This is a genomic window from Streptomyces sp. NPDC088553, assembly GCF_044752965.1.
Lineage (GTDB): Bacteria > Actinomycetota > Actinomycetes > Streptomycetales > Streptomycetaceae > Streptomyces.
The window spans coordinates 139907-152951 of sequence record NZ_JBIVMG010000013.1 but is presented as its reverse complement, the minus strand read 5'-3'; the positions used below and the strand labels follow the sequence as shown (position 1 = coordinate 152951).

The 13045-nt window shown below is 69.7% G+C and carries 9 protein-coding genes; 6 read left to right on the top strand and 3 right to left on the bottom strand.

The genetic code is table 11. The features are described 5' to 3' along the window. The first annotated feature begins 263 nt into the window (after positions 1-263). Both ACIP8Z_RS33960 and ACIP8Z_RS33955 read left to right on the top strand, forming a co-directional pair. Positions 264-4694 (top strand): FG-GAP-like repeat-containing protein, encoded by a 4431-nt coding sequence (locus ACIP8Z_RS33960; RefSeq protein WP_402090272.1) that lies wholly within the window; start codon positions 264-266, stop codon positions 4692-4694. Positions 4695-5085: 391 nt separating this feature from the next. Next, on the top strand, positions 5086-6627 hold the full coding sequence (locus ACIP8Z_RS33955; protein ID WP_078944737.1) for a M4 family metallopeptidase: 1542 nt from the start codon (positions 5086-5088) through the stop codon (positions 6625-6627). Positions 6628-6776: 149 nt separating this feature from the next. Here the strand turns inward: ACIP8Z_RS33955 and ACIP8Z_RS33950 are convergent, their stop codons facing one another. Next, entirely contained in the window at positions 6777-7460 is a 684-nt protein-coding gene (locus ACIP8Z_RS33950; protein WP_402090270.1) for a maleylpyruvate isomerase N-terminal domain-containing protein, read from the bottom strand. 35 nt (positions 7461-7495) lie between these two features. Continuing rightward, positions 7496-7651, bottom strand: a complete 156-nt coding sequence (locus ACIP8Z_RS33945; protein WP_402090268.1) for a hypothetical protein — start codon at positions 7649-7651, stop codon at positions 7496-7498. 218 nt (positions 7652-7869) lie between these two features. Here ACIP8Z_RS33945 and ACIP8Z_RS33940 point away from each other — a divergent pair, with 218 nt between their 5' ends. The 4 genes from ACIP8Z_RS33940 (at position 7870) to ACIP8Z_RS33925 (ending at position 10321) form a co-directional block, all read left to right on the top strand. Next, on the top strand, positions 7870-8418 hold the full coding sequence (locus ACIP8Z_RS33940; RefSeq protein WP_402090266.1) for a GNAT family N-acetyltransferase: 549 nt from the start codon (positions 7870-7872) through the stop codon (positions 8416-8418). 11 nt (positions 8419-8429) lie between these two features. Further along, the gene (locus ACIP8Z_RS33935; protein WP_402090264.1) at positions 8430-9095 is read left to right on the top strand and encodes a M15 family metallopeptidase; all 666 of its coding nucleotides are present in this window, start codon (positions 8430-8432) and stop codon (positions 9093-9095) included. 204 nt (positions 9096-9299) lie between these two features. After that, complete coding sequence (locus ACIP8Z_RS33930; protein WP_030318902.1) at positions 9300-9626, top strand: GYD domain-containing protein; 327 nt, start codon at positions 9300-9302, stop codon at positions 9624-9626. Positions 9627-9778: 152 nt separating this feature from the next. Beyond that, positions 9779-10321 (top strand): GNAT family N-acetyltransferase, encoded by a 543-nt coding sequence (locus tag ACIP8Z_RS33925; protein WP_030318904.1) that lies wholly within the window; start codon positions 9779-9781, stop codon positions 10319-10321. Positions 10322-10455: 134 nt separating this feature from the next. On the opposite strand, the gene ACIP8Z_RS33920 is transcribed toward ACIP8Z_RS33925, so the two are convergent. After that, the gene (locus ACIP8Z_RS33920) at positions 10456-12918 is read right to left on the bottom strand and encodes a glycoside hydrolase family 9 protein (RefSeq protein WP_402090262.1); all 2463 of its coding nucleotides are present in this window, start codon (positions 12916-12918) and stop codon (positions 10456-10458) included. Positions 12919-13045: the final 127 nt, after the last annotated feature.

Here is a 13045-nt window from a genome sequence, read left to right as displayed (position 1 = left end):
TCCCCGATCTTGCCCGTCTTTACACCGTAAACACATAGCCTTTCCAGGCGCCTTATCAGGCCCGGCGCAATCGGAGCGGCCCTGTAGAGTCGAGCCACTTCGCGCGCACTGGAGTGATTTTCGGGCGCCAGGACGAGCGAAATCGGGACACAAGCAAGGGGAGGAATTAAGGCGTGTCCATGCCAAGAAATAAAGGCTTCAGACGTGGCAGGGGGGCTGCGCTGATACCGGGCGTCCTGGCCGGCGCCATGATGACGTCCGTCATGGCGGCGGTGCCCGCAGGGGCCCTCGCCCCGCAGGCGCCCCCCGCGGCGGCCGCGAGCGCGCCGGTCGTGAACGACCCCGTGGCCGACGGCTCGCTGAGCGAGGAGGACTACGCGCTGCAGCAGGCCGCCACGACGGGACAGCCCTTCGAGGTCGTCTCCCGGCGGACCGAGAGCTCCGAGACCTGGGCACAGCCCGAGGGTTCGTTCAAGGTCACCGAACACGGCACGCCCGTACGGTTGTGGCGTGAGGGGGAATGGGTCGCCGCCGACCCGACCCTGGAGTTCGCCCCGGACGGGTCCGTGGTCACGAAGGCCACCGACATCGCCACGAAGTTCTCCGGCGGCGGGACCGCACCCCTGATCCAGGGCGCCATGAACGGCCGCACGCTGACACTGACCTGGCCGAACGCGCTGCCGAAGCCCACTCTGGACGGCAACGTCGCCACATACGCCGAGGTACTGCCGGGCGTCGACCTCCAGCTGAAGGCGGAGGTCGAAGGCTTCTCCCAGGTCTTCGTCGTCAAGACACCACAGGCCGCGCAGAACGCAGAGCTCGCCCGGCTGCAGTTCGGTATCGCCGCAGACGGTCTGACGGTCGAGAAGGACGCCGAGACCGGGAGCCTGACGGCCAAGGACCCGGCCGGCCAGATCGTCTTCTCCAGCTCCGCCCCGATGATGTGGGACTCCACCACGACGACCAGCCAGCAGGCCGCGGCGACCACCCTGCGCGGCGCGATGGCGATGACGACCGAAGCCACGGCAACCGCCGGGGCGTCGGACGACGGTAGCGCCTTCGACCCGGGGCTGGGCGCGCAGGACGCCGTGATGCCCACCGAGCTGACGTCGGACACGCTCACCATCACTCCGGACCAGGAGCTCCTGACCGGCGCCGAGACGACCTACCCGGTCTACATCGACCCCAGCTGGGGCTTCGGCGACCGCCAGAAGTGGAACTGGACCCGCGTCTACAAGGCGTACCCGGGACAGTCGTTCTGGAACTCCAAGGATCCCGTCCGCGTGGGCTACGAGGCCCAGACCGGCGGCTCCGACCGCGTCTCACGGTCCTTCTTCCAACTCGACGTCTCGCACCTCAAGAACACCGAGGTCAAGTCCGCGACCTTCCGGGTGAAGAACACGTGGTCCTGGTCCTGCCAGGCCCGTGAGGTGCACCTGTACCCGACCGGCGCGATCAACTCCAAGACCAACTGGACCAACCAGCCGGGCAAGCTGACGACCTCTCCTCTCGACACGGTGAACGACGCCAAGGGCTGGGTGCCTCCCTCGGGCTCCTCCTCGTCCTGCCCCGCCGGCAACCTCGAGTTCGACGCCACCAGCTGGGTCAGGACCAAGGCGTCCGAGGGCGCGGAGAGCATCTCCTTCGGTCTGTACGCCGACGAGAACGACACCTTCGGCTGGAAGAAGTTCGACCCCAAGACCGTCGTCCTCGAAACCGTCTACAACACGCCCCCGGAGCTTCCGGAGAAGCTCGGCACCAGCCCGGCCACCCCGTGCGCGAGCGGCGCGACCCTCGGCAACGCGACGGTCGGCCTGTACGCCACGATCAAGGATGCCGACTACGGCAACCTCAGTGCCGAGTTCGAGCTCTACGAGAACAAGGCCGGCAGCAGCACTCGCGTGTTCACCAAGACCGTCCCCGCACTCAACGGCCGAGTCGCCACACTGTCCGTGCCGGTGGCGCTGACCGTCGGGGGCACCGGTATCACGTACTCCTGGCGCGTGCGTGCCGTCGACTCCGACAAGGCGGAGTCGGCCTGGAAGAACGCTCCCTGCGCCTTCAAGTTGGACCGTCAGCGACCGGGCACCCCGCCCAAGATCGTTTCGCCCGTGGGTGCCGACGGCAAGCCCGTCTTCCCCTCGGGTGACGCGGGATGGCCGACGCCGACGGGGCCGGCCCGCCAGAAGGCGACCTTCACCTTCCAGCCGGTCGAGTCGGACGTCAAGAAGATCTACTGGTGGACCGACTCCGACCCGGACGTCAAGGAGGTGTCGCCAGCCGGCGGCGTCTACGCGGGCCTGGTGTCGATCCCGTCCTACGGCCCCCACATGATCTACGCATACAGCGTGGACGCGGCCGGCAATCGCTCCGACACCGCGACCTACCTTTACTACGCCAACAAGGACCAGGAGCGGGACGAGTCCAACGACGTCAACGGAGACCGCTTCAAGGACATCTGGAGCCCCGACGGCAACGGAACCCTGATCGCCTACACCGGCCACGGCGACCGAGCGTTCTCCACCATGAACGCCGCCTCCGGAGCGGCGACCTTCCCGGGTCAGCAGGTCTCCGCGGTCGGCGACTGGCAGGGAGACGGCTTCAACGACCTCCTCGCCCTCGTGCCCAACCCGAACCAGAACGGAGCCAAGGACCTCCAGGTCTACAAGAACAACGGCTCCGGGCTCGTCAACGCCGAGGAGGGCCCCCTGACCCTCCGGACGACATCGTCGACCCCCAACTACTGGTCCGCGGCCGACCAGGTCATCGGCGGCGACTTCGACGCGGACCCTGAGGCGGAGCCCGACGTCCTCGTCAAGACGGCCGACAAGCTGTGGTTCTACCGCGGCACCCGCGCCGCCACGATCGGCTTCGGCAGGAGCGGTGGCCTCGCCCTCGTCGGCGGCCCCGAATCGCAGTGGAACAAGTACACGATCGTCTCCACGGGCGACATCAACGGGGACGACCTGCCGGATCTGCTGCTGCGCGACGACGCCACCGGCGACCTCCTCCGCTCGTACGCCACTCCCGACCCCGCCAACCCGGGGAGGATGAACCTCGCCACGTGGGGAAGGAACCGAGTCAAGGTCGGCAGCGGTCTGACGAAGGCCCTGTACCCCCAGCTCGGCGTCTCCGGCGACCTCGACGGCGACGGCTCCGGCGACGGAATCGTCGACGGTGACGGGATCATGGACCTGTGGGCCCGCAAGGCCGACAACACCATGGTCGGCTGGCGCGGCAAGGGCACGCCGACCAACCTCACCGGGTTCGACGCCCCGTACGTCATCGACGGCATCACCGGCGGCATGCGCCTGGCGCCCAAGACCGTGATCGCCTCTGGTCACTCCGTCACGGCCCAGTCCTCGACCCTGACCATGGGACTCGACGGCAAACTGTCCATCGCGAACAAGGCCGGCGCCAAGGTCTGGAGCAGCGCAGCAGGAACGCCCGGTTCCTTCGCCCGCGTCGAGAACAACGGCAACCTCTCCGTCTGCGACGCCGACAACAGCTGCCCGTGGACCACGGGCGCCGTCAACCTCGGGGAAGGCTTCGCCGTCCTCAAGGACTCCGGCGACCTCGTCGTCTACAACGACAAGAGCCAGGCCCTCTGGTCCAGCGGCACCTCCGTCCGCCACGACCACAACCGCGACGGCCGCAGCGACATGGCCAACTGGTACGACTACTACGACGGCCACGACTCGGTGCACGTCTTCACCCCGGCCTCCAACGGCAAGTTCGAGACGTCGCCCCGTGCGGGTTGGTCCGTCCCCGCCGGCGAGTTCTACTCGGAGCACATGAAGCGCGTCACCGGTGACTTCAACGGTGACGGCGTGGGCGATCTCGCCAGCATCTACGGTTACAGCGACGGGCGCGTCTCGCTGTTCACCTGGCTGGGCAAGGGCGACGGCACGTTCGGCAGCGCGACGAGGTCCTGGACCGCCGATCCCGGCCACTGGTACTTCGAGAACATGACCCCGTACAGCGGCGACTTCAACGGCGACGGGCGCGACGACCTCGCGGTCTGGTACGACTACTCGGACACCACCGACACCCTCTTCACGTTCACCACCACGGTCACCGGCACGTTCAACCACCCGGTGCAGTACTGGCGCGGCCTCACCGGCTGGGAGCAGTCCCGCGCGAAGACCGTCAGCGGTGACTTCAACGGCGACGGACGCGACGACCTCGCGACCTTCTACCACCTGCCGGACGGAAGCGAGAAGATCCGCATCTTCTCGGCCACGGTGAACAGCACCTTCGTCCCCGCCGACAAGTGGAGTGCCACCACCTGGGGAGACTGGAACCGCACCACGATCCACGCGGGCGACTTCAACGGTGACGGACGCGACGACGTGGCCGCCTGGTACGACTACGCGGACGGCACCGACGGCATCCACATCTGGACGAGCACGGTGGCCGGTGGTCTGGCGAACGCATACCCGGCGTGGACCGGCGCCAAGGACTTCATGTTCCGCGGGAACATCAAGCTCGTCACCGGCGACTACAACGGTGACGGGAAGGACGAGTTCGCCGGCCTGTACGGGTACGACGTCGCACCGAACACGGGGGCCGTACGCACGTTCACCTGGCTGGCGAACGCCTCCAACAAGCTCGACGCTCCCATGGACAGCTGGTACGCCGCCCCGGGCAACTGGAGCTTCGACCGGGTGACGTTCTTCGAGAAGCAGCTCTGACACCCATCGCACGGTGTCCGTACGATCCCTCGCCCCCGTCCCGCAGCCAGCGGGACGGGGGCGAGGCGCTTCCGTCGCGACCTGCGGCCCCCGTCCCTGCCCCTGCCCCTGCCCCTGCCCCTGCCGGGAGGAACGGGCCGGCTCCCGAGGAGGATCGGGCCGACGGAGCGGTCAACTGGCCGCATAGCGGACACGGTTCTCTGTCCTTCGGACAACAGATGGTCAAATCCTTGTTGCATACCTGTCAAACGGGCTCTTTCGCTGGCACGCTCGCAGCCGCACCACACCCCCCACGATCCCCACGCTTTTCAGCGAAGGAGCCCGCGTGACCCGCCAGCAGTCCTCGCACCGCCGCACCGCCACCGCCGCCGCCCTGATCGCATCGGCCGCCATGGTCGTCGTCGGAGTCCAGACCGGATCCGCCAGCGCCGATGTCCAGCGCGAAGCCGGCGCGACCGCGCTCGTGCTCTCCGGCACCCAGCGTGCCGCCGCCGTCCAGGAGGCCCAGGCAGGAGCCGCCGCCACGGCCAGGGCCATCGGCCTCTCCGGCCAGGAGAAGCTCCTCGTCCGGGATGTCGTCAAGGACGCCGACGGCACGGTGCACACGCGGTACGAGCGCACCTACGAGGGTCTCCCCGTCCTCGGCGGCGACCTCGTCGTGCACCAGAAGAAGAACGGCACCCGCGCCACCACCAAGGCGACCAACGCCCGTATAGCCGTGGCGAGCACGGCCCCGTCGGTCACGGCCACCACCGCGGGCAAGGCCGCCGCGGCCTCCTCCGACGCGCGGTCCGCCGCCCCCGCCTCGTCCCGCAAGGTGATCTGGGCGGCCACCGGCAAGCCGACGCTCGCCTGGGAGACGACCGTCACGGGCGTCCAGGCCGACGGCACCCCGAGCGAACGTCACGTCATCACCGACGCGACCTCGGGCAAGGAGCTGTACTCCTACGAAGCGATCGAGACGGGCACCGGCAACACCCAGTACAGCGGCCAGGTCACACTCGGCACGGCGCCCTCGTACACCCTGACGGACACCGCGCGCGGCGGCCACAAGACGTACGACCTGAACGGTGGCACCAACGGCACCGGGTCCCTGTTCACCAACGGCACGGACACCTGGGGCAACGGCCTCGCGACGAACCGGGAGACCGCCGCCGCGGACGCCCACTACGGCGCGGCCGTCACCTGGGACTTCTACAAGAACGAGCTCGGCCGCAACGGCATCCGCGGTGACGGTGTCGCCGCCTACTCCCGCGTCCACTACGGCAACGCGTACGTCAACGCCTTCTGGTCGGACTCCTGCTTCTGCATGACGTACGGCGACGGAGCCGGCAACCTCAAGCCGCTGACCTCCCTCGACGTCGCCGGCCACGAGATGTCCCACGGCCTGACCGCCTCCACCGCCGGCCTGCGCTACAGCAAGGAGTCGGGCGGCCTCAACGAGGCCACCTCCGACATCCTCGGCACCTCGGTCGAGTTCTACGCGGCCAACACCACGGACGCCGGCGACTACCTCATCGGCGAGAAGATCGACATCCGCGGCAACGGCACCCCGCTCCGCTACATGGACAAGCCGAGCCGCGACGGCAACTCCGCCGACTACTGGTCCAGCAGCGTCGGCCGCCTCGACGTCCACTACTCCTCGGGCCCGGCCAACCACTTCTTCTTCCTGCTGTCCGAGGGCAGCGGCGCCAAGACGATCAACGGCGTCTCCTACAACTCCCCCACCAGCGACGGCTCCACCCTCACGGGCATCGGCCGCACCAAGGCCTACAAGATCTGGTACAAGGCCCTCGCCACCTACATGACCTCCTCCACCAACTACGCCGGCGCGCGCACGGCGACCCTGTCCGCGGCCACCGACCTCTACGGCGCGGGCAGCGCCGAGTACACCGCGGTCGCCAAGGCCTGGACGGCGATCAACGTCAAGTAACACCTGGTGGGTCGCCCGGCACGCACGAAGCCGGGCGGCCCGCCCACCCCCTGCTCGTCATCCGAACCGGATGATCCGCTGGACGTGGCGGATACGGGACTCGCAGGCCGAGCGATCGCCGGTTGCGCGGGGTACGGGCAGGTGCGAGGTCAGCCCAGGGCGATCCAGCGGACGCCGAGCTGTTCGATCTGTGCGGCCTCCGCTTCGTTCAACGGCTCGCGGCCCGTGGCCCTGCGCAGGAAATGAGGACGGCTCCACCCCAGCCTGTCGGCCGCCGCGGCGTGCTCCGGGCCGAGGAGCAGCTCCGTCACGGCGTCACCGGCCGCCGGGGTGAGCCAGGCTTCGCGTCCGAGTGCGTCGGCCAGGTCGAGGCCGTGGACGGCGACCTCCACGACACGGGTGAGGAGGAACTCCGACAGGAGCATGGCGTCGCCATGGCGTGTCCGGACAGTCCGAGCGTGTGCTTGGGTCCGGCACAGCCTGTCGCATCGCCGCCACGTCGCGGCGAAGTCCTCGGCGAAGGCGGCGCCGTCGACGGGTCCCGCCGCCCGGTCCTGGGCCAAGGCGATCCGCATGGCATTGGTCCGGGCTGAGAAGCGGTCGTCCGGACGGTAGTACTCCACCGCGGAGGTCTCCGCTTCGTCGGGTGCCGGAGCGTCCAGCATGGCCGGGAGCCAGTCGATCACCACGGCAACGTGCCCGAGCAGGTCGCGTACGGTCCACGGTGTGCAGCGTGTCGGGAGGTTCCACGCAGCCTCGGAGAGTCCGGCCACGGCGCCGCTGAGGGCTCCGCATTCCTGCCGGAAGGCTTCGAGCACCAGGTCGTGGTCCACGCCGTGCCGCCCTCCGTCCGTTCGCCGCAGCACGCTCACTTCGCCGTCCCGTCGAATCGACGACGCGGGCCGGCTGCCGACCGGAGCCCGCTCCACGGATGGACGCCGTAGCCGTCCTGCCCGATGAACTCCCTCTCGTACAGGTCGAGATCCTCGGCGGTGACGGGACGCAGGGCGATCTCATCCGACATGGAACGGCTCCAGATTCTCTCGGCCGGGCGGTTCGCACCCTCGTGACGGCCGTACGGACAACGGCTTCCCGCTTCGCACTTCTCAGATCATCGACACGCGCGCCGCGGTGGTCCCGGTTGCAGACTGCTGGAAAAAGATCACCACGGCCTGATCACCACGGCGGATCCGGGCTTCTTCGCCGATCGTTCTGACGGGGCGTGCGCTAGGGTTCCGGGCCATGATCGAACCTGGAACCTTCGCCTGGCCACCCGCCCCGATAGCGACCGAACGGCTGGTGCTCCGCGAGTCCGAGCCACGGGACCGGGCGGCGTTCGTCGAGCTGTTCGCCTCACCGGATGTGGGCACCTACATCGGTGGCGCCCAGCCCCGCGAAGAACTCGAGCGCGCGATGCCCGACGTACCTGGCCGACGTCCCGGCTGTTTCGTGGTCGAACTCGACGGAACGATGATCGGCGTGATCACCTTCGACCCCCGCGGTACCGAGCGCCCGGGGCATGTCCGCCCCGAGGCCGGTGAGGCCGAGCTCGGTTACCTGTTCCTGCGGGCGGCATGGGGACGCGGTTATGCCTTCGAGGCGTGCGCGGCGGCACTCGACTGGTTCACCGGCGCGCGTCCCGGCGAACCCGTGGTGCTCTCCACCCAGAGCGCCAACGACCGCGCCATGCGCCTCGCGGCGAAGCTGGGCTTCACCGAGGTCGAGCGGTTCGAGGAGTACGGCGCCGACCAGTGGTTCGGCGTGCGTCCCCCGGCCACGCGGGCCGGATGAAGGGCAGCGCCGTGAACGAGATCGTGCTGATGTCGGATCCGAGGGTCGCCGCCGTACCTGTGATCGAGTCGGGGGAACGTCTCGTGGACGTCCGCATCGGCGGCCGGCTGCTCGTCGACACCCGCAAGCAGGACCCGGCGGACGCCTTCGCCCACCTGCGGGAAGGTGTGCTGGAGCGGCTGCTCACGGCGCAGACGCTACTTCCGGCGGGCATGCGGCTGCTGTTCGTCGAGGGCTACCGGCCCCCTTCTCTCCAGCAGGAGTACTTCGAGGAGTACGCCGGCCGGCTGCGAGCCGACAACCCCGGGTGGTCCTCCCATCAGATCCACTCGGCGGCGAGCAGATACGTGTCACCCCCCGACATCGCGCCGCACAGCGCCGGCGCGGCGGTCGACCTCACCCTCGCCGATGCCGACGGGTACGAGCTGGACCTCGGCACGCGCATGAACGCGGACCCGGAGGAGAGCGCGGGCGCCTGCTACACCCACGCCACGAACATCACCGACGAGGCCCGCGCGCACCGGAAGCTGCTGTGCACGGTGCTCACGGCCGCGGGGCTGGTGAACTATCCCACGGAGTGGTGGCACTGGTCCTTCGGGGACCGTTACGCGGCCTTGACGGCAGGCGAAGCCGCGGCCCTCTACGGTCCGAAGGAGCTCGACGCGAGACGCGGCTGACCGGTGCCCGGTGCCTGTGAACCGGGCGGTGAGCCGGCGCTGCTCGGCGCCCCGTACCTCCTACCGGGTGAAGAGCAGCGCCACCAAGCCGCCTGGTGTGGCCGTCACGGTCGTCGTCCCCGGCCGTTCAGGGGACACACGGGCCGCATCCGGGGCGTTTCCCGCCGCGCCGGGCATCCCTTGGTGGAACGAAAGGGAAACGTGATGCCGCTCTATCTTTCGAGGTTCAGCTACACACCGGAGACCTGGGCGAGGCTGACCGGCCACCCCGAGGACCGCGCGAAGGCCGCTCAGGCGTACATCGAGTCCGTCGGCGGGAAGCTCCACGGCTTCTGGTACGCCTTCGGCACGCACGACGGCTACAACCTGTGGGAGGCCCCTGACAACGTGTCCATGGCCGCGGTCGCGCTGGCGATCAGCGGCGGTGGCGCGCTCAGCTCGTTCGAGACGACAGTCCTCCTGACCGTCGACGAGACCATGGATGCGCTGCGCAAGGCCGAACGGGTCCAGTACCGGGCGCCGGGTGCGTAGCGTCCAGGCCGACGCGCTCTCCGGTGACGTGACGAGGCCTGCCCCGTGGGCAATTGAGTCGCGCGTGAGCCGCCCCGCGATCTACCCTCGCGGCCATGACGTCTCCCGGTGTACTCGAAGACTCCCGGAACGATCCCGGTGGTGCCGGACTCGTGATCCGGCGAGAGACCGCTGACGATCACCGAGATGTGCGCGAGGTTCATACGCGCGCGTTCGGTGACAGCGATCGGGTTCCCGGGCTCGTGGAGGCACTTCGCGTCGCGGAGGCCGCATGGGCGCCGATGTCCTTCGTGGCCGTCGTCGATGACCAGGTCGTCGGGCATGTCCTGCTGAGTGCGACGCGGTTGGACGCCCCGCGCCGGATCGTGGACGTCCTGTCGCTGTCACCACTGGGCGTGGTCCCCGAGTTCCAGCGGCGGGGCATCGGTACGCAGCTCATCGCCCACGCCCTCCAGGCGGCCGACAGCCAGGGTGTGCCCTTGGTGTTCCTGGAGGGTTCGCCGCACTACTACGGCACGCGCGGCTTCGAGGGAGCCGGTGCGGTGGGCTTTCGCTCGCCGTCGCTGCGTATTCCTGAAGCCGCTTTTCAGGTCGCCCGGTTGTCCGCTCACGAGCCGTGGATGACGGGCACCTTCGTCTACTCCGAGGCTTTCTGGGCCTTCGACTGCGTCGGCCTGCGCGACCCCGAGGCCTGAACCGAAGGGCTACCCGACCTCCCGGCGGCCCGGCGACCCGATGCGGTGATCGAAAAGAGCGCCGCTTCACTCCAGCTGATCTCCGGCACCGGAGCCGCCGCCGGCAGAGGCCGGCGGCGGACTCATCGAGCGCCTCAGGAGCAGATCGCACCGTTCAAGGCGAACCGTGCGGGTGCCGCGTTCACACCCGCGTACGTCGCCTGGAACCCGAAGGAAGCGCTCGCGCCTGCCGCCAGCGTGCCGTTCCACCCGGCGTCCCGGGCGGTCACGGTGCTGCCCGACTGACTCACCGTGGCGTTCCAGGCGCTGCTGATCCTCTGGTCACCCGTGAAGGCCCACCCGAGGGTCCAGCCGGAGATCGCCGAGGCGCCGGTGTTCTTCACGGCCACTGTGGCCGTGAAGCCGTTGCCCCACGAGTTCTCCACCCGGTACGTCACCGCGCAGGACGCCCTGGGCGGCGCGACGTCGTCGTCGGCCTCCGTCGCGGTGAAGGTCGCCGCCGATACGCCGGTGCCACCGGCGGTGAACGTCGCGCTGCCCGCGACCGTGTCGCCGTCCTGCGCGGCGGACACGGAAACCTGCTGCGCGGCGGCCCAGTCGGCGGGCGTGAAGACGAGCGTCGAGCCCGTGGTCGCGGTGAGGTCCTGGTCGCCCGCGGCGCGGGACACCGTCACCGTGACGCTCTGCGCGGGCGCGGCCGACAGCCGTACGCTCACGGAGGCGGCGCCGCCTTCAGGCACGGTCACCGCGGCGGGCGCCACCTGCACCGCGGGTGTCGCCGGAAGGCCGCGCCGCTCCGCGGCGAACGCCGCCAGCCACGCCAGCGAGGAGTTCCAGTTGATCGCCACCTCGTTGGTGGAGTACGAACCGATGTCGTCGATGTAGCAGGCCGCCGGGGCGCAGCCGTTCAGACGCTCCTTCGCCACCGGGTCGTCGAGCCCGGCGTTCGGCCCGCCGGCGAAGGAGCCGGCCGGCGGGTGGGGCAGGGAGGCGTCGTTCTGACGGGCCCAGAAGCGGTGGTGCTGGTTCTCGGAGGCGCGTTCGCCGTAGCCGGTGACGTAGGAGTGGTCCAGGGCGTTGCGTCCCAGCAGGTAGTCGAGCGACTCCAGGGCGCCCGCGCGGTAGCGCTGTGCACCGGTGATCTCGTAGGCGACGGCGAGGGTCATCGCGTTGTTGGCGACAGCGCTGTTGGATCCCCACCCGTATCCCGTGACGGGGATCGGCACCGCGTAGCCCCCTGCGGCCATGGTGGAAAGGTGCCCGTCGGCGGCGGCGGTCAGCAGGCCTCGTACACGCGTCAGGTCGTCGGCGGGCAGGGTCACCCCGGGGACGGTGGCGAGGGTGATCCGCCCGAGGGTGCCCGTGCCTCCCCACCAGAACGCGTCCGCGGGCTTCGTGTGGTGCGGAGAGGTGGTCACGGCGTCCCGGTACCGCGTCTCGCCGGTGGTGGCGAGCAGTTCGGCCCCGGCCCAGTAGAACTCGTCCGAGACGTCCGTGTCCTCGTACGCCCCGCCTCCGGCGTTGTCGGTCGCCGGGGCGAGCGCGTTCGGGTCGGCCTCGGCCGCCGTCCAGGCCCGGCGCGCGGCGTCCAGACAGCGGGTGGCGAACGCGGAGTCGTAGGGTGCGTATACCCGGGCGCACTGGGCGGCCGTGGCCGCCAGATTCAGCGTGGCGGCCGTGGACGGACGGTGCAACTCGCGCTGCTTGTCGTCGAGTTCGGGACGTGTGGGGAGGCCGGTCCACTCGGTGTCATGCATCTTGTGGAAGGCCATGCCGGCTGACGGCTTGCCTGCCGGGACCTGCATCCGCATCAGGAACTCCAGCTCCCAGCGGGCTTCGTCCAGCACGTCCGGCACTCCGTTGCCGCGCTCGGGCACCCGCAGGGTCGCATCGCCGAGTGCGGCGTCGCCGCCCGAGCGACGGGCCCGCTCGAAGGAGTTGACCACCTGCCAGGTCGCGATCCCGCCGTTGACCACGTACTTGCCCTGGTCGCCCGCGTCGTACCAGCCGCCGCGGACGTCCAGCCGGTAGTCGCACACTCCGGCCTGGCAAGGCACGCTGGTGTCGCCCTTGTTCGGTGCCACACCCAGGTGGCCGGCGGGGCGGGCGTACTCGCCGCCCACCAGACCGGCGTCGATCGCGATGCCGCTGCGCTGCTGATAGAAGAACGACATGCTGTCGGTGCGCAGGCCGTCGTACAGCGCGGCGGAGATGTCGAACGGGTGACTGGTCTGTCCACTGACGACCAGGGTGAAGCCTGACCCTGTGCCGGTGTAGCCGCCGAAGTCCACCAGGTGCGTCGACTGGCCGGACGCCTGGTCGGCGCCTCTCACCGTGGTCGTACCCGACGAGACCTGCGCGCCGGTCGCGTCGCGAAGCTGCCAGGCGAGCGGAGCGGTGGCCGAGCTGATCAGGGTGGCCCGCTTCGGCCCGTCCGGCAGGTAGCCGAGCTGGTTGACCCGGACGGGGAAGTCGGCGGGCGCCGCGAGGACCGCACCGCTGTCCGCGCCGGTGGTGTCCGCCGCGGAGGCGGTGGTGGCCAGGGTGCCGGCGGCCAGGGCGAGACCGGTGAGCGCGACGGTGGCGCGACGTAACACGCCGCGGAGGATGACAGGAGGCAAGGGTGGGGGCCTTCCACGAACGGGAGCAGATCGATGGGAGCGCTCCCATCGATTCATGAAGCCAGCGTTGCAGGTGTCCCGTCAAGAGACCTGCAGGGAAAGA

Coding starts and splice junctions, on each gene's coding strand:
- ACIP8Z_RS33960 (WP_402090272.1), top strand. CDS start 264: ATGGCGGCGGTGCCCGCAGGGGCCCTCGCCCCGCAGGCGCCCCCCGCG.
- ACIP8Z_RS33955 (WP_078944737.1), top strand. CDS start 5,086: ATGGTCGTCGTCGGAGTCCAGACCGGATCCGCCAGCGCCGATGTCCAG.
- ACIP8Z_RS33945 (WP_402090268.1), bottom strand. CDS start 7,651: ATGTCGGATGAGATCGCCCTGCGTCCCGTCACCGCCGAGGATCTCGAC.
- ACIP8Z_RS33940 (WP_402090266.1), top strand. CDS start 7,870: ATGATCGAACCTGGAACCTTCGCCTGGCCACCCGCCCCGATAGCGACC.
- ACIP8Z_RS33930 (WP_030318902.1), top strand. CDS start 9,300: ATGCCGCTCTATCTTTCGAGGTTCAGCTACACACCGGAGACCTGGGCG.